General features: G+C 72.3%; 17 protein-coding genes. 4 read left to right on the top strand and 13 right to left on the bottom strand.

Features of this window, described 5'->3' with window-relative positions; all coding sequences use genetic code 11:
* Window positions 1-14: 14 nt before the first annotated feature.
* The 6 genes from ACWDAS_RS11580 to ACWDAS_RS11555 all read right to left on the bottom strand — a co-directional run bounded on the left by ACWDAS_RS11580 (window position 15) and on the right by ACWDAS_RS11555 (window position 4798).
* Window positions 15-542, bottom strand: coding sequence for an NUDIX domain-containing protein (locus ACWDAS_RS11580; RefSeq protein WP_450388719.1), 528 nt, complete (start codon window positions 540-542; stop codon window positions 15-17).
* 103 nt (window positions 543-645) lie between these two features.
* Window positions 646-1542, bottom strand: a complete 897-nt coding sequence (locus ACWDAS_RS11575; RefSeq protein WP_450388717.1) for a LysR family transcriptional regulator — start codon at window positions 1540-1542, stop codon at window positions 646-648.
* A gap of 226 nt (window positions 1543-1768) precedes the next feature.
* Window positions 1769-2905 carry a cystathionine gamma-lyase gene (locus ACWDAS_RS11570; RefSeq protein WP_450388715.1) on the bottom strand — a complete coding sequence of 379 codons (1137 nt, stop codon included), beginning with the start codon at window positions 2903-2905 and terminating at the stop codon, window positions 1769-1771.
* A gap of 81 nt (window positions 2906-2986) precedes the next feature.
* A complete protein-coding gene (locus tag ACWDAS_RS11565) occupies window positions 2987-3856 on the bottom strand; it encodes a fructosamine kinase family protein (RefSeq protein WP_450388713.1) in 870 nt (289 codons plus the stop codon).
* On the bottom strand, window positions 3853-4395 hold the full coding sequence (locus ACWDAS_RS11560) for a low molecular weight protein-tyrosine-phosphatase (RefSeq protein ID WP_450388711.1): 543 nt from the start codon (window positions 4393-4395) through the stop codon (window positions 3853-3855). The genes ACWDAS_RS11565 and ACWDAS_RS11560 overlap by 4 nt, the downstream gene beginning before the upstream one ends.
* A 25-nt stretch (window positions 4396-4420) precedes the next feature.
* Window positions 4421-4798 (bottom strand): phage holin family protein, encoded by a 378-nt coding sequence (locus tag ACWDAS_RS11555; RefSeq protein ID WP_450388709.1) that lies wholly within the window; start codon window positions 4796-4798, stop codon window positions 4421-4423.
* A gap of 57 nt (window positions 4799-4855) precedes the next feature.
* Between ACWDAS_RS11555 and ACWDAS_RS11550 the strand changes: the two genes are divergently transcribed.
* Both ACWDAS_RS11550 and ACWDAS_RS11545 read left to right on the top strand, forming a co-directional pair.
* Window positions 4856-5173 (top strand): cupin domain-containing protein, encoded by a 318-nt coding sequence (locus ACWDAS_RS11550; RefSeq protein WP_450388707.1) that lies wholly within the window; start codon window positions 4856-4858, stop codon window positions 5171-5173.
* Between the two features lie 122 nt (window positions 5174-5295).
* Window positions 5296-5508: a DUF5326 family protein gene (locus ACWDAS_RS11545; protein WP_018558186.1), complete on the top strand. Its 213-nt coding sequence runs from the start codon at window positions 5296-5298 to the stop codon at window positions 5506-5508.
* 45 nt (window positions 5509-5553) lie between these two features.
* Here the strand turns inward: ACWDAS_RS11545 and ACWDAS_RS11540 are convergent, their stop codons facing one another.
* From ACWDAS_RS11540 to ACWDAS_RS11530, 3 genes are all read right to left on the bottom strand, one after another.
* On the bottom strand, window positions 5554-7023 hold the full coding sequence (locus ACWDAS_RS11540) for an SPFH domain-containing protein (RefSeq protein WP_450388705.1): 1470 nt from the start codon (window positions 7021-7023) through the stop codon (window positions 5554-5556).
* 120 nt (window positions 7024-7143) lie between these two features.
* Complete coding sequence (locus ACWDAS_RS11535) at window positions 7144-7344, bottom strand: hypothetical protein (RefSeq protein ID WP_361791079.1); 201 nt, start codon at window positions 7342-7344, stop codon at window positions 7144-7146.
* Window positions 7345-7364: 20 nt separating this feature from the next.
* A complete protein-coding gene (locus tag ACWDAS_RS11530) occupies window positions 7365-8672 on the bottom strand; it encodes a YibE/F family protein (protein ID WP_450388703.1) in 1308 nt (435 codons plus the stop codon).
* 180 nt (window positions 8673-8852) lie between these two features.
* On the opposite strand from ACWDAS_RS11530, the gene thiC reads away from it, so the two are divergent.
* On the top strand, window positions 8853-10598 hold the full coding sequence (gene thiC / locus ACWDAS_RS11525; RefSeq protein ID WP_450388701.1) for a phosphomethylpyrimidine synthase ThiC: 1746 nt from the start codon (window positions 8853-8855) through the stop codon (window positions 10596-10598).
* Between the two features lie 42 nt (window positions 10599-10640).
* On the opposite strand, the gene ACWDAS_RS11520 is transcribed toward thiC, so the two are convergent.
* The 4 genes from ACWDAS_RS11520 to ACWDAS_RS11505 form a co-directional block, all read right to left on the bottom strand.
* The gene (locus ACWDAS_RS11520) at window positions 10641-11225 is read right to left on the bottom strand and encodes a DUF4240 domain-containing protein (RefSeq protein WP_450388699.1); all 585 of its coding nucleotides are present in this window, start codon (window positions 11223-11225) and stop codon (window positions 10641-10643) included.
* A gap of 58 nt (window positions 11226-11283) precedes the next feature.
* On the bottom strand, window positions 11284-12156 hold the full coding sequence (locus tag ACWDAS_RS11515; protein ID WP_450388698.1) for a hypothetical protein: 873 nt from the start codon (window positions 12154-12156) through the stop codon (window positions 11284-11286).
* Between the two features lie 160 nt (window positions 12157-12316).
* The gene (locus ACWDAS_RS11510; RefSeq protein ID WP_450388696.1) at window positions 12317-13324 is read right to left on the bottom strand and encodes a metallophosphoesterase; all 1008 of its coding nucleotides are present in this window, start codon (window positions 13322-13324) and stop codon (window positions 12317-12319) included.
* A gap of 168 nt (window positions 13325-13492) precedes the next feature.
* A complete protein-coding gene (locus tag ACWDAS_RS11505) occupies window positions 13493-14593 on the bottom strand; it encodes a LacI family DNA-binding transcriptional regulator (protein ID WP_450388694.1) in 1101 nt (366 codons plus the stop codon).
* A gap of 338 nt (window positions 14594-14931) precedes the next feature.
* On the opposite strand from ACWDAS_RS11505, the gene hisC reads away from it, so the two are divergent.
* Window positions 14932-16005 (top strand): histidinol-phosphate transaminase, encoded by a 1074-nt coding sequence (gene hisC, locus ACWDAS_RS11500; protein ID WP_450388692.1) that lies wholly within the window; start codon window positions 14932-14934, stop codon window positions 16003-16005.
* The last annotated feature ends 82 nt before the right edge of the window (window positions 16006-16087 follow it).

Raw genomic sequence — 16087 nt, 5'->3', positions numbered from 1 at the left:
CCCGGGGACCGGGATCAGCCCAGATCGGGCGAGAGCAGCCCCAGCACCCCTTCGATGTTGCCGTCCAGGTAGTGCCGCAGGGTCAGCGGCACGACCTCCACCGAGGCCAGCCCGACCCGGCTGAAGGGCACGCGCACCACGTCGTACGAGCCCGAGGGCTCGTCCACCTCGGGGCCGTGCCGTCGGGCCGGGTCCATCGAGGCCAGCCGGCACACGAAGAAGTGCTGCACCTTCACCCCGTGCGAACCGTCCTCCCCGATGTGCTCGACGGTGTCGACGAAGGCCGGGACGACATCGGTGACCTTGGCACCGAGCTCCTCGTCCAGCTCGCGGTGGAGCGCCTCGACGATGGTGGCGTCCTCAGGCTCCACACCGCCGCCGGGTGTGATCCAGTACGGGTTGAGCCCCGGCTTGGTGCGCTTGATGAGCACGAGGGAGTCGCCGTCGAGCAGGATCGCGCGGGCGGTGCGCTTGACCACCGGGCGGTTGGCCGGGGCGGTCGGTGCACCGGGGGTGGCGGGTGCTTCGATGTCCGGGGGCATGCCAGAGATCTGCCGCGGCGCGGGAGACGGCAAACGCCTCCGGGACGGCGAATCGGAACGCCCCGTTCTCCCGGAGGCCACCCGCCGTACGCCGGGCGCGCGGTCACCAGGCGGTCGAGGACCGCGTCAGCTGCTCGTGCACCCGCGCGATGTGCGGCAGGGCGAGCGTCCCGGCGCGCGCCGAGACGAAGTACGTGCGCAGGGGCGGCACCGGCGGCTCCAGCAGCGCCCTGGCGGCGCCCGCCTTGATCGCCTCGCAGCACAGGTAGCGCGGCAGGACGGCCATCCCGACCCCGGCGACCACGCACTCCAGGACCGCCCGCAGGTCGGGCACGACCACGGCGGGCACGATCGCGGGGGTGGCGTCGAAGACCGCCGACCAGTAGTGGTCGATCAGCGGCATGCCCTCGTCGTAGGAGATCACGGGGATGTCGTCGAGGACGCGTGCCCCGTGGGTGCGCACCGCGAGCGGGCCGCCGATCCGCTCCTGCCAGGCGGGGGCGGCCACGAGTATCTGCTCCTCGTCCCACAGGGCGGTGGCGGTCAGCAGCCGGTCGCGCGGCCGGAGGGTGCCGATGGACAGGTCGTGGTGGCCCGCGGCGAGGCCGGCGAGCGCTTCGTCCTCGCCGGTGAGCGCGATCCGCAGCTGCAGGCCTTCGGCGACCAGCGGGGCGAGGGCGGGGAGGGCGCGCAGAGAGGTGAAGGTGGGCGGCCCGGCGAGGTGCAGGGTGCGGTTGCCGGACTCCTCGTCGAGGTCCGTCTCGGTTATCTCCAGGAGGGCGTCGAGGTGCGGGGCCACCCGGTGGGCGAGGTCGTCGCCGACGGGGGTCGGGGCGACGCCGCGCGGCAGGCGGAGGAACAGGGGGCGTCCGACCTGCCGTTCGAGGCTGCGGATCTGGCTGGTGACGGCGGGCTGGGACAGTCCCAGGAGCTGGGCGGCCCTGGTGAAGGAACCGGCTCGGTGCACGGTGACGAACGTGCGCAGCAGAGCCAGATCCATGGAACCGCTCCCTCCGGGCCGCCGACTTGGCCGCAACATATAAATATATCGATAGGTCTGTATCGCAACTGTGATTGGACACTGACGCAGAGTCAACTAGCCTTGTTCGAGCGGATCTCCGCGCGTCAAGCCAGGGTGGTCCGAGCCACGAGGGGGGAGGCTCGGGCCACCCATTCTGCGTAGGGTCCTCTACGCAGATATATCTGTGCCAGATGAACAGCCGCCGCTACCGTGCGGCGGCGTCCAGGGCGTGCATCACGTCCCGCACGATGTCGGCCGCGTCCTCCACCCCGACCGAGAAGCGGATGAAGCCCTCGGGGACCGCGTCCCCGCCCCAGCGGGCCCGTCGCTCGGCGGTGCTCGTCACGCTCCCGAAACTGGTGGCCTCGGTGGTCAGCAGCAACGCGGACAGGAAGCGTTCGGCGTGCTCCTTGTCGGGCAGCGTGAAGGACACGACGCTGCCGAACCGGGTCATCTGCGCGGTGGCGACGCCGTGTGCCGGGTCGCCGGCCAGACCGGGGTGGCGCACGCCGGTCACCTCGGGGCGCTCGCGCAGCGCGGCGGCCAGCTCCAGGGCGTTGGCGGCCTGCTTGTCCACCCGCAGCGCGAGCGTGGAGAGCGAACGGTGGGCGAGCCAGGCCTCCATGGGGCCGGGGATCGCACCGACGGTCTTGCGCCACAGCCGCACCGCGGCGGCCAGCTCGGGCCGACGGGTGGTCACATACCCCAGCAGCAGGTCGCCGTGGCCGGACAGCGCCTTGGTGCCGCTGGCGACGGAGAAGTCCGCGCCCAGGTCCAGGGGGCGCTGGCCGAGCGGGGTGGCGAGGGTGTTGTCGACCGCGACGAGAGCGCCGGCGGCGTGCGCGGCGTCGGCGAGCCGGCGGATGTCGCACACGTCCAGGCCCGGGTTGGAGGGCGTCTCGATCCACAGCAGCCGGGCGCCCTCCAGCGCCTTCAGCTGGGCGTCGTCGGCGGTGGGCGCCAGGCGCACGGAGACCCCGTAGTCCTCCAGACGGCCCTGGAGGGTGCGGGTGGCCTGGTAGGAGTCGGAGGGCAGCACGACGGTGTCGCCGGAACGCACCTGGGAGAACAGGACCGAGGAGATGGCACCCATGCCCGAGGAGAAGACCAGCGTCTCGGCGGGGGCGTCGGGGGACTCCAGTGCGGAGATCGCCTCCTCCAGCCGGGTCCAGGTGGGGTTCTCGTCGCGGCCGTAGGTGTACGGGCCGGTGACGTCGCCGGGCAGGTGGAAGTGCGCGGCGAACACCGGGCCGGGCAGCGCGGGCTCGTGGGGCCGGGCAGGCGGCCGGCCCGCGTGCACGCTGCGCGTGCTGTCCCCGGGCCTGCTCTCGTACTCCGTCATCGCCGTCTCCTCGCTCTCCCCGTCTTCGCGAACGTACAGGCGGAAGATACCGGTGTACGGGCCATCGATCACGGCCGTCCGCTAGGCGGACGCGAGGGCCTCGCGCGCGGCGCGTCCGGCGGCGGCCCCGTAACCGGACCCGAAGAGGACGGCGTGCACCAGCAGGGGGTGCAGCTGGTGCAGCGGCAGCCGCTCACGGCGGCCGGGGAGCGGACGGACCTCCTCGTACGCGGCGAGCACCCGCTCCAGGTGCGGGCAGCCGAAGAGTTCCAGCATCGCCAGATCGGCCTCGGGGTGCCCGCCCTGCGCCGCCGGGTCGACGACGCGCGCGCGGCCGTCAGCGGCGAAGAGGACGTTGCCCGACCACAGGTCGCCGTGGATCAGCGCGGGCGGCTGCGGCGGGCCGCCGATCCGCGGCAGCAGCTCGCAGACCCGCTCGACCGAGCGGACGTCGACGGGTGTCATGGCCCCGTTGTCGGCGGCCTGCCGCAGGAAGGGGAGGAGCCGCCGGCCGGCGTGGAAGGCGGGCCAGTCCTCGGGGGAGCCGGGCGACGGCAGGGGGAGCGAACCGATCCAGGCGGGGTGCGCGGTCCCGTACCCCTGGGCCGGGTGGGAGTGGAGCGCGGCCAGTTCGCGGCCGAGGCGCTCGGCCGCGCCGGGGGTGGGCGGGCCGGGTTCGACCCACTCCAGGACGAGGGTGCGGTCGTCGGCGGCGAGCACCTCCGGTACGGCGACCGTGCCGGTCGCGCCCAGCAGCCGCAGGCCCGCGGCCTCGGCGGCGAAGAAGCCCGGCGGGGCGTCCCGGAGGGTCTTGGCGAAGACGGTGGTGCCCGAGGGGCGCCGCAGCCGGGCGGCCCGGCAGATGGAGCCGCCGCCCACCGCGCCGAGCTCGGTCACCGGCTCGCCCAGCAGGGCGGCGACCCGGTCCGCGAGCCCCGGCGGGCGGGTCACGGCGCGGGCGCGGGCTCGCCGAGGGCGTCGCGTACGGCGTCCAGCAGGCCCTCGGCGGCGGCCTCGCACATCTCCAGGCACTCCTCGAAGCCGCTGATGTCCCCGTAGTAGGGGTCGGGCACGTCCAGGCCGCGGCCGTCCCCGGTGCCGTCAGCGCCCTCGGCGGCCGGGTCGTAGGAGCGCAGCAGGCGCACCTTGGCGGCGTCCTGCGGGGTGGGCGCCAGCCGGCGCAGGTCCCGCAGATGGCCGGAGTCGAGGGCGATCACCAGGTCGAGACCGGCGAACCACTCGGGCTGGAACTGGCGCGCGATGTGCTCGTGCCCGTACCCGGCCGCGCGGAGCACCGCCACGGTGCGGTGGTCGGCGCCGTCGCCCTCGTGCCAGGAGCCGGTGCCCGCGCTGTCGACGGAGACCAGGCCGCCGAGCCCGGCCTCCTCGACACGGGCGCGGAAGACGGACTCGGCCATCGGCGAACGGCAGATGTTGCCGGTGCAGACGAAGCACACCCGCAGCGGGGTGCGGGAGGACGGAGCGCTCATGGGCTCCATGATGCAGCCCCCGGGGTCAGTCCTCGTCCGGGAGGACCATGTTCAGCGCCCAGGACACGATGCTGATGATCAGGCCGCCCAGGAACGCGGCCCAGAAGCCCTCGACGTGGAAGTCCAGGTCGAGCTTGCCGGAGATCCAGGAGGTGAGCAGCAGCATCAGGGCGTTCACGATCAGCGTGAACAACCCCAGGGTCAGGACGAGCAGGGGCAGCGAGAGCAACTTCACCAGCGGCTTCACCAGCCAGTTCACCACGCCGAAGACCAGGGCGACGAGGATGAGGGTCAGGGCCTTGTGAGCGGTGTCGTCACCGGTGAGCGTGATGTCGCCCACGAGCCAGATGGCCACCAGCAGGGCCCCGGCGTTCGCGAGCGTCTTGACGACGAAGTTCATCATGGCTGAGATCGTCGCAGAAGTGATCGCGCAGGCACAGAGGTGTGAGGGAGCGGGTAAGTGAAGGTGTTCCGGCTGGACGACCTGGAGGCGGAGCGAGCCGCCAACGAGGGCGCGTACCTCAGCTTCCTGCGCGAGCGGAACATGTCCGCCGGGCTCTACGCGCTGGCGGCCGGGGACCTCGACCCGCAGAAGCCGCACGCGCAGGACGAGATCTACCTGGTCGTGAGCGGCCGGGCACTGATCACCGTGGGGGAGGAGACGACCCATGTCGCGCGCGGCAGCGTGGTCTACGTCCCGGCCCGGGTGCCGCACCGCTTCCACCACATCACCGAGGACCTGAAGGTCATGGTGGTCTTCTCGCCCCCCGAGGCGTGAGGACGTCCGCCCCCGGTGTCCCGTAGGGGGAGGGTCAGGGACGGATGGGGACCGCGGGGCCTCCGCAGGGGGCCTTCGCGGCCCTAGCCTGGGAGTGGAAGGACGATACGGAGGAGGAAACGGTGAAGCTCTTCGAGGGCCTGCCCTGGTGGGTCAAGTGGGTCGCGGTACCGGTGATCGCGATCGTGGTCTTCGGCGGCATGATCGCCAGCGCGATCGGCTTCCTGTTCTGGCTGCTGTTCAAGGTGCTGGTCTTCGTGGCGCTGGTCGGCGGTCTGGTGTACGTGGTCAAGAAGTTCACCTCGTCCTCGTCCGACTCCCGCGACAAGTGGTGACCCGTGGGGCCCGGTCGTGACCGGGCCCCACGGGATCCGCGTCGTTCAGTCCTGGAGCCGGACGCGCTCGGGGCTCCGCGGCGCCGCACCGTTCGGCGAGGGGTCCGCGCCGGTCGCGCCGTTCATCTGGGCGAGCAGCTGGCGGGCCAGCCCCAGCCCCGTGCCGCCCATGGTGAGCGCCTTGGCGAACATCTCCGACATGCCGTCGGCGCCGTTCAGCAGCACCATGTGGTCGACGTTGCCGAAGGCCTCGGCGCCCGCCCGGACGATCTCCGGCCAGTTCTCGGCCAGCTGCTGGGCGACGACCGCCTCCTGGTTCTCCGCCAGAGCGGCGGCGCGCGCCTTGATCGCCTCGGCCTCGGCCAGACCCTTGGCCTTGGCCGCCTCGGCCTCCGCCAGACCGCGCGCCTGGGTGGCGGCGGCCTCTGCCTCACCCGTGGCCCGGGTGGCCGCGGCGGTGGCCTCGCCGCTGACCCTGGTCTGCTCAGCCTGCGCGGCCGCGGCGGCCTTCACCCGGTTCGCCTCGGCGGCCGCGGCCAGTTCGGTCTCGCGGGCCTTCGCCTCGGCCGCCGAGATGCGCGCGTCGCGCTCGGCCTCGGCCAGCGTCCGCTTCTCGTACGCCGAGGCGTCCGCCGGCTTGCGGACGTCCGCCTGCAGCTGCTGCTCGCGCCGCTGTGCCTCCAGCTCGGCGACCCGGGTCTCCTGGACCACGACCTCCTGCCGGGCCGCCGCCTCCGCGAGCGGGCCCGCCTGCCGCGAGGCCGCGGTGGCCTTGTCCCGCTCGGCCATGTAGCCGGCCTGCAGGATCTGGCTGTCCCGGGTGGCCTCCGCCATGCGGGCCGCCGCCTGCTGCTCGGCCTCGGTGGCCAGCCGGTCCGCCTCCGCCTGCGCGATGCGCGCGTCGCGGTGCACGGCGGCCGCGTGCGGCGCGGCCAGGTTGTTGATGTACCCGGTCGGGTCGACGATCTCGTGGATCTGCAGCGAGTCGATGATCAGTCCGAGCTTCTCCATCTCGGAACCCGAGGCGGCCCGGGTCTCGGCGGTCAGCCGCTCCCGGTCCCGGATCATCTGCTCCACCGTCAGACCGCCGACGATGGAGCGCAGATGACCGGCGAAGACGTTGTGCACCCGCTCGGCCATGAACTTCTGCTGGTCCAGGAAACGCCTGGCGGCGTTGGCGATCGACACCATGTCGTCGCCGACCTTGAAGATGACCACGCCGTGCACCTTCAGCGGGATGCCCTGCTGGGTGACGCAGTCCACGTTCAGCTCGGCCTCGTTGAGATCGAGCGACAGCTTGCGCACCACCTGGACGCCCGGCACGACCAGCGTTCCGCGCCCCGTGACGATGCGGAATCCCATCCCCTCCCCCACACCGTCCGTACGGTGCTTGGAACCGGAGATGACCAGTGCCTCATTGGGTTCGGCGACCCGCCACATGAGCCTGAACAGGCCGACCAGAATGATGACCGCGACGAGCGCCCCGCCCGCCGCAACGCCGATCAACATCGGCATACGCCCCCTTACGATTGGCCCCGATCGGGGCCGCGTACGGGAGTGTGCGCCTGTGTGTGACGGGCCGGTAGATCCTGGCGGATCCTTGTCGCTTTCTTGACGTGGAGCGGACCGCTCCGCTCAGCCGTACGCGGGCGCCACGTACACGGTGCGCGGCGGCAGGTGTTCCACGACCACCACGACCGTGCCCTTCTCGATGCGCTCCCCGGCGGTCGCCGGATACGCCAGGAACGCCTCCGCGCCGCCGCGCACCTGCACGATCACCTCGCCGACCAGCCCCGGCCCGACCGTCCCGGTCACCCGCCCCTGCAGTCCGACCACGTCCCCGCCCCCTCCCCGGGTCACTTGGCGCGGCGCCGGTGCCCGCGACCGGTGCCCGCGGGAACAGTGTCGCCGCTGCCGCGGTCCGCCGACACCACCAGTGCGGCCAGCGCCGTCGTCAACGGCACCGCCGCCACCAGTCCGATGCTGCCGACCAGGGTCCGCACGATCTCCTCGGCGACCAGTTCGCTGCCGGCCACCGCGAACACACTGCGCTGCGCGATGGAGAAGAGCAGCAGCAGCGGCAGCGCCGCGCCCGCGTAGGCCAGCACCAGGGTGTTGACGACCGAGGCGATGTGGTCCCGCCCGATGCGCATCGCCGCCGAGTACAGCCGGCGCCGGCTCGCCCCCGGGTTCGCCTCCCGCAGCTCCCACACGGCCGAGGTCTGGGTCACCGTCACATCGTCGAGGACGCCCAGCGAACCGATGATGATGCCGGCCAGCAGCAGACCGCGGATCTCGATGCCCGGGTAGAGGGAGTGGATCAGCCCGGTCTCGTCCGAGGTGTTGCCGCTGAGCACCGCCCAGTCGATGAAGACCGAGCCCAGCACGCCGATCAGCAGCAGCGAGCACAGGGTGCCCAGCACCGCCACCGAGGTGCGGGCGTTGAGGCCGTGGCACATGTAGAGCGCGATCAGCATGATGGCGCTGCCGCCGATCACCGCCACCAGCAGCGGATTGCTGCCGTGCAGGATCGCCGGGAGGATGAACAGCGTCAGCACCGCGAAGCTGATCACCAGCGCGACCAGCGCCAGGATCCCGCGCAGCCGGCCGACCACGACCACCACCGCCGCGAAGATCCCGGCCAGCAGCCACAGCGGGAGGGCCCGGTCGACGTCGGTCACCGAGTACTGCAACTCGCGCGGCGCCTGGGGCGCGTACGCCAGGAGCACCTTCTGGCCCTGCGTGTAGTGCCGGGTCTGGGTCGGCTGCACGATCTCGGTGAAGGTGCGGCCGCCGTCCTTGCCCGAGGTGACCTCGATGGTCGCGCGCTGGCAGATCGCGGGGCCGGTGGACGGCGCCGCCGACGGCCCGGGGGAGGGAGTCGTGCCGGTGCCCGGTTCGGCGTTGACGTCCGAGCACTTGACGTCCTCGACCTTCACCACCCGGCCGGACTGGGTCTGCTGGTCGAAGCCGACCCCGGTGCGCTCGTGCGCCGGCACACCGCCCGGCCACAGCACCACCAGGCCGGCCACGACCACCGCGACGAAGGGGATCAGGATCGCGGCGATGACCTTCCGCAGATGCCTGGAGACCGGCGGCACCGGTCCGTGCCCGTGACCGTGGGCGTGGGCGTGTGCGTGTGCGTGCGAGTGAGCGGAGTCCACCGCCCGATCATCGCAACACCCCCTGGTGTGCGTCAGCGAGGACCCGCTAGCGTTGAGGCGCCTTTGCAAACGCGGGAGCTCGGAGCACCGGGCTGAGAGGGCGCTGACCGGCCGAGGGCCACCAGCTGCGCCGACCGCTGAACCTGTTACCGGGTAATGCCGGCGTAGGGAGTGGGTCTCATGACCATGCAGGATGCACACGTGCGCGAAATCGGCCGGCACAAGGGCTATGTGACCGGGTCCCGCCCGGACATCCAGGTCCCCGTCCGCCGAGTGCATCTGACCAACGGCCAGGACGTGACGCTGTACGACACCTCCGGCCCGTACACCGACCCCAACATCACCACCGACGTGCGCCGCGGCCTCCCGCCGCTGCGCGAGAACTGGATCGTCGCCCGCGGCGACACCGAGGAGTACCCCGGCCGCCCCGTCCGCCCCGAGGACGACGGCGTCAAACACACCTCACCGCGCGGCGGCCTGCGCAACCTGGACGCCGTCTTCCCCGGCCGCCCCCGCCTCCCCCGGCGCGGCCTGCCCGGGCGGCCGTTGACCCAGCTCGCGTACGCGCGGCGGGGCGAGATCACCCCGGAGATGGAGTACGCCGCGATCCGCGAGAACGTCTCCCCCGAGGTGGTGCGCGAGGAGATCGCGGCGGGACGCGCCGTCCTCCCGGCGAACGTCAACCACCCGGAGACCGAGCCGATGATCATCGGTAAGCGGTTCCTGGTGAAGGTCAACGCCAACATCGGCAACTCGGCCGTCACCTCCTCCATCGAGGAGGAGGTCGAGAAGATGACCTGGGCCACCCGCTGGGGCGCCGACACGGTCATGGACCTCTCCACCGGCCGCAACATCCACACCACCCGCGAGTGGGTGCTGCGCAACTCCCCCGTCCCCATCGGCACCGTCCCCCTCTACCAGGCCCTGGAGAAGGTCGACGGCAAGGCCGAGGAGCTGACCTGGGAGATCTACAGGGACACCGTCATCGAGCAGGCCGAGCAGGGTGTGGACTACATGACCGTCCACGCCGGCGTGCTGCTGCGGTACGTGCCGCTGACCGCCCGCCGCAAGACCGGCATCGTCTCCCGCGGCGGCTCGATCATGGCGGCGTGGTGCCTCGCGCACCACAAGGAGAGCTTCCTCTACGAGAACTTCGAGGAGCTCTGCGAGCTCCTCGCCGCCTACGACGTCACGTACTCCCTGGGCGACGGGCTCCGTCCCGGCTCCATCGCGGACGCCAACGACGAGGCCCAGTTCGCCGAGCTGCGCACGCTCGGCGAGCTCAACACCGTCGCCAAGCGGCACGGTGTGCAGACCATGATCGAGGGGCCGGGGCACGTCCCCATGCACAAGATCAAGGAGAACGTCGACCTCCAGCAGGAGATCTGCGAGGAGGCGCCGTTCTACACCCTCGGCCCGCTCACCACGGACATCGCTCCCGCCTACGACCACATCACCTCCGGCATCGGCGCCGCGATGATCGCCTGGTGGGGCACGGCCATGCTCTGCTACGTCACCCCCAAGGAGCACCTGGGCCTGCCCGACCGCGACGACGTCAAGACCGGCGTGATCACCTACAAGATCGCCGCCCATGCCGCCGACCTGGCCAAGGGCCACCCCGGCGCCCAGGAGTGGGACGACGCGCTGTCCGACGCCCGCTTCGAGTTCCGCTGGGAGGACCAGTTCAACCTGGCCCTCGACCCGGACACGGCACGGGAGTTCCACGACGAGACGCTGCCGGCGGAGCCGGCCAAGACCGCGCACTTCTGCTCCATGTGCGGGCCGAAGTTCTGCTCGATGAAGATCTCCCAGGACATCCGCCGGCGGCACGGCGGCACGGCCGAGGAGATCGAGGCGGGCATGGCCGCCAAGTCCCAGGAGTTCGCGGCCTCGGGCAACCGGGTCTACCTCCCGATCGCGGACTGACCCGGCGCCACCGGCAGCCCGCCCGGGCTGCCGGTGGACCCGCTACGCGGACTGGCCCCGGTCGTCCGGTCCGAGGCAGAGACGGGCCAGGCGGGGCAGCCGCCGGTGCATCTCCGCGTCGTCGTCGAAGTCGAAGTCCTCCCCCATGTCCGTTTCCGCCGTGCCCTGCCCTTGGGCCGGCCGGTACCCGGCCCATGCGGCGTAGAAGGCGTCCCGGTCTCCGGTGAGCCGCTCGAAGGCTTCGCCGGCAACGTAGTTGACCTCCTCGTAGAACAGGGCCTCGTCACGGCGGGCCCCCGCGGCCTCGACCACGGCGGGGTGCCCGGCCAGGCTGTCGGGCCCGGCGGCGACACGCTCGTACCACTCACGGCCTAGGGCGATCACGCCCGCCCGGAAGTCGATGAAGCTGTCGTCGGAGCAGCCGCCGCCCATGAGGTACGCGGCGGCCCAGACGTCCCAGCGGTACAGCGCGTCGTGCACCTCGTCGAACCGTTCCGCGTACTCCAGGATCTCCCGCGTCGGGCGCTCGGCGAGCAGGCTCACCAGCACCGCGTCGAAGGGCTCGCCACCGGCCGCCGCACCGGAGCGGGCGGATTCGATCAGGTGCCAGAACCGGTCGATGTCCATGCCCGCACTGTGCCACGGGGGTACGACACTCCCCGGGGCCCGCCGGGGACGGCCCCGGCTACTCCGGGGCGTGGTCCGGGCCGCCGTAGTCCGGGCTGGAGAAGTCGGGGCTGGAGAAGTCCGGGCTGGTGAAGCGGTGGCCGGGTTCGGGGGAGGACTCGGGGCCCGGGCTGCTGAAGTCGGGGCGGGAGTAACCGAGTCGGGGCATGCGCGAGTTGCCGCCGCCGGTGGCCGGCGAGGGAGCGGCCGGTGCGGCCGGCGCGGCGCCGGCGGCCTTGGCGAGGGCGTCGTCGAGGAAGGGCTGCAGCCCCCGTTCCACCAGGGCCCGGCGCCACAGCTCGCGGGCGAGCGCGACGTCCCGGGGCTCGTTGTCGGGCGGGTCGTGGAGGGCGGTCGACCCGTTGCGCAGCGCGGTGAGCAGCAGTCCGACCATGCCGATGACGATGCCGCAGGCGGCGACGGCCGCGAAGAGCCAGCCGGCCTGCCGCAGCGGAGGGGCGATCGCCGGCTCGGGGTGCCCGAAGCCCATGGCGTACCCGAGCACCAGGAAGATGAGGGCGGCCGTGCCCGCCAGGATCGGCGTGAGCACGGCGACGACCGCGAACAGCCCGGCCCCGGAGCCGTCCGCGGCGGCGACCGGGGCCGCTGCAGCCGCGTAGCCCAGGCCTGACACGGACGCGGCCCGCGCCTCGCGTCGCTGTTCCGCGAAGGCCTCGCGGACCTTGACGAACTGCTCGTACTCGGGCGCCGCGCACGCGGAGATCGGCTCGGCCGCGTTGAGCGCCATGGTGCGCAACTGCTCGGTGTTCAAAGGGTTCCGCGCGTCGGCGAGGGCGGCCCGCGTGCCCTCCGAGTGCAGAGCCGTGTCGAGGGCGCGCTCGAACTCCGGGCGGTCCTCGGTCAGCAGGTGTGGAGCGCTGTTCATGTGCATCCCCCGATGCTCCGTCTCCGGTGCCGCCCGGAGTTCACGAAGGACAAGACCCGGTCCGGCTGGGCGGAAGCGGAGGAGAAGCTGCCTACGGATATCCCGATGGTAGAGCGCAGAGGTGACGCGGTGACAGAGTGTTTCCGGAAAATGGGGGTTTCCGGGATTACAACGGCAGCTGTGCGACCAGGAGTTTGCCCTCCATGGTCACCCCGCCGTCCATCGCCACCGCCAGATCCTCCGCATACACGTGCGGACCCTCGACGACGGCGGACCGGTCCGGCTGCTCGGCCCCGTGCTCTCCTCCGGCCTCGCCCAGCAGGTACGGGATGGGGCTGTGACCGTGGACGACGCGATGGCCGCCGTAAGTCTCCAGCAGCTCGCGGGCGGCCTGCGGTCCCGACTCGCCGCGGAAGGCGAAACGCCGGGTGAACTTGCGGAACAGCTCCCAGCACTCGTCGGCGTCGCCGCGCTGCAGGATGCCGGTGACGGCGTCGTTCATCGCGTCGATGGTGTTGCCGTACTCCAGGTACGCGGTGGTGTCGGAGTGCAGCAGCAGGTGGCCGTCGGCGACGGCGGCCGCGTCCAGCCGGGACATCCAGGCGATGTGGTGGTCCTGCAGCCGCTCCATGTCGCTGGTCTGGCCGCCGTTGAGACGCCAGGCGGCAAGGAAGGAGGCGGTGCCGGCGACGGAGTTCACCGGGGTGTCGCCGAAGCGGTGGGCGCCGAGCAGCAGCAGTTCGTGGTTGCCCATGAGGGCCCTGGCGTAGCCGCCGGCCGCTGCGGCCTCCGCGGACAGCTGCATGACGAGCTCGATCACGCCGATGCCGTCCGGGCCCCGGTCGGTGAAGTCGCCGAGGAACCACAGACGGGCGTTGCCGGCCGCCCAGTGGCCCTCGGAGTCGATCAGCCCGGTCGCGTACAGGGCGTCCCGCAGCTGGTCGACGTAGCCGTGCACGTCGCCGACGACGTAGAGCGGGCCCAGGGCCTGCGGGTCGGCGGCGCTTACCACCGGAAGGTCGTGCTGGGTGGGCGTGTACTCCGCCGGCACCAGCTGCTCGTCGATCCTGGTCGGCTCCTGCCCTGTCTGGAGGCCGGGCGGGGCCCCGACGGCCGCGCCGTGCGCCACCGCCTCCGCGGGGTCCGGAGACCAGCCGTACGAGGTACCGAGCATGGGTCCCTGACCTGCCCCCTGAGTCATCGACCCCTCCACCGTCGCGCCACCATCCGCCCATCATAGGAATGACGATGTCGTGGCGTGACACACCTGCTGATAGCGATTTCATCCGGCGCGGACAAATCCCCCCGGGGCGGGCCCTTCTCGCCCCGGAGGAGGCCGTTCCTAACCCCCCGCGGGCCCACGGGGGGGACTGACGGTCGTGCGCGGCGAGCGGCGCTGGGAGGACGTGCGGACGATCAGGTCGGTCGGCATGACCTGCTGCACCGGGCGGCCCGCGTCCACCCCCTCGATGGCGTCGATGAGCAGCTGGACGACCGCGGTGCCGATCCGGCCCGGTTTGAGGGAGAGCGTGGTGATCGGCGGCTCGGTCGTCGCGTAGACCATGCTCTCGCTGCAGCAGACCAGCAGCAGGTCGTCGGGCACGCGCAGCCCGTAGCGGCGGGCGGCGGCCAGCAGGTCGGTGCCGTTGGGGTCGAAGAGGCCGTACACCGCGTCGGGGCGGTCGGGGCGGGCCAGCAGGCGGTCTGCGGCGACGGCGCCGGCGCACGGGTCGTGGGCCGGGTAGGCCTCGACGACGGGTTCCTGGCCGATCCGCTCGCACCAGCCGAGGTAGGCGGTGGTGGACAGCCGGGTGTACGTGTCGGTGCTGGTGCCGGTGAGCAGTCCGATCCGGCGGGCCCCCGCCTCGGCCAGGTGCTCCAGGATGCCGAGCACGGCGGCCTCGTGGTCGTTGTCCACCCAGGCCCGGACGGGCAGGCTGCCGGCCGGGCGCCCGTCGCTGACCACGGGGATGCCCTGCCGCACCAGCTCCGTGACCATCGGGTCGTGGTCCGAGGGGTCGATCACGACCGTGCCGTCCAGCGCCACGTTGCTCCACACGTCGTGCCGGGAGGAGGCGGGCAGGATGACCAGGGCGTAGCCGCGGGCCAGGGCGGCGGAGGTGGCGGCCCTGGCCATCTCGGCGAAGTACGCGAACTCGGTGAAGGTGAAAGGTTCTTCCCCGTACGTCGTCACCGTCAGCCCGATCAGCCCCGACCTGCCGGTGCGCAGCGTGCGGGCGGCGGCGGAGGGGCGGTAGCCCAGCCGGTCCGCGACCTCGCGGACATGGCGGCGGGTGGCGTCGGGCAGTCGGCCCTTGCCGTTGAGCGCGTCGGAGACAGTGGTGATCGAGACACCGGCCGCGGCGGCGACGTCCCTGATGCCCGCCCGCTCCAGCCGGCGTCCGACGGGCCTGCTCGCCTGATGGTTCCCTGCTGCTGTCATGGCGTGGTGATAGTAGGGCTCGGGTGGTCCTTTCGCGGGGTGCCGGAGAAGCCGTTGACAGATACGTTTCCCCACTCCCGGCGCCGGGCCCGGCCGGGAAATCGCAGGTGGCGAGGGGTGGCTACCACCGGTTACGGGTCGGCTGCACGGCGTCGCCCGCCCTCTGCCCCGAGGTGCGCACAGCCATCAACTCACCCCTACGAGGGATGCGCGCCACCGCGCGCGCCACCGGCGCACGGTGGGTCGCACAGCCTGACCCGACGACCGCGAGCCCCTGCTGTGCGCCCGCGGTCATCAGGGCCTCCCCCGGCCGGGCGGGCACTCGTATGGTGTGGGGCATGAGCCCCAAACTGCGCCGCGAACTGGACGGAATCCCCACGTACAAGCCGGGTAGACCCCCGGCCGTGGAAGAGGGAGTGACCGCTTACAAGCTGTCCTCCAACGAGAACCCCTATCCGCCGCTGCCCGGTGTCCTTCAGGCGGCGACCGCCGCCGCGGAGAGCTTCAACCGCTACCCGGACATGGCGTGCACGGCGCTCCACGCGGAGCTGGCACACCGCTTCGGGGTGCCGGTGGAGCACATCGCGACGGGCACCGGCTCGGTCGGGGTCGCGCAGCAACTGCTGCAGGCGACCGCCGGCCCGGGCGACGAGGTGATCTACGCCTGGCGTTCCTTCGAGGCCTATCCGATCATCACGCAGATCAGCGGGGCGGCCTCCGTACCGGTGGCGCTGGACGCCGACGAGACCCACGACCTGGACGCGATGGCCGCCGCGGTCACGGACCGGACGCGGCTGATCTTCGTCTGCAACCCCAACAACCCCACTGGCACCGTGGTCCGCCGCGCCGAGCTGGAGCGCTTCCTGGACCGCGTCCCCTCGGACGTGCTGGTCGTGCTGGACGAGGCGTACAAGGAGTTCATCCGCGACCCCGAGGTGCCGGACGGCGTCGAGGTCTACCGCGACCGCCCCAACGTCGCGGTGCTGCGCACCTTCTCCAAGGCGTACGGCCTCGCCGGCCTGCGCGTGGGCTTCGCGATCGCGCACGAGCCGGTCGCGGCGGCGCTGCGCAAGACGGCCGTCCCCTTCGGCGTGAGCCAGCTCGCCCAGGACGCGGCGGTGGCCTCGCTGCGCGCCGAGGCGGCGCTGCTGGAGCGGGTGGACGCGCTGGTCGCGGAGCGGACCCGGGTGTACGACGGGCTGACCGCGCAGGGCTGGACGGTTCCGGAGACCCACGCCAACTTCGTGTGGCTGCGGCTGGGGGAGCGCACAACCGACTTCGCCGCGTCCTGCGAGCGGGCCGGCGTCACGGTCCGTCCGTTCGCGGGGGAGGGCGTGCGGATCACGATCGGTGAGAACGCCGCCAACGACGTCCTGCTGCGTACGGCCGAGGCCTTCCGCAAGGAGCTGTAACCCGCCCGGCGACGCCTCCCCGGGGGCCGGACGGCCCCATAACATGCCCCCTTTCGCCCCCTCACGCCCCCCGGTGTGAGGG

The organism is Streptomyces sp. NPDC001070, from assembly GCF_053598835.1.
This window is presented reverse-complemented; position numbering and strand designations above follow the sequence as displayed.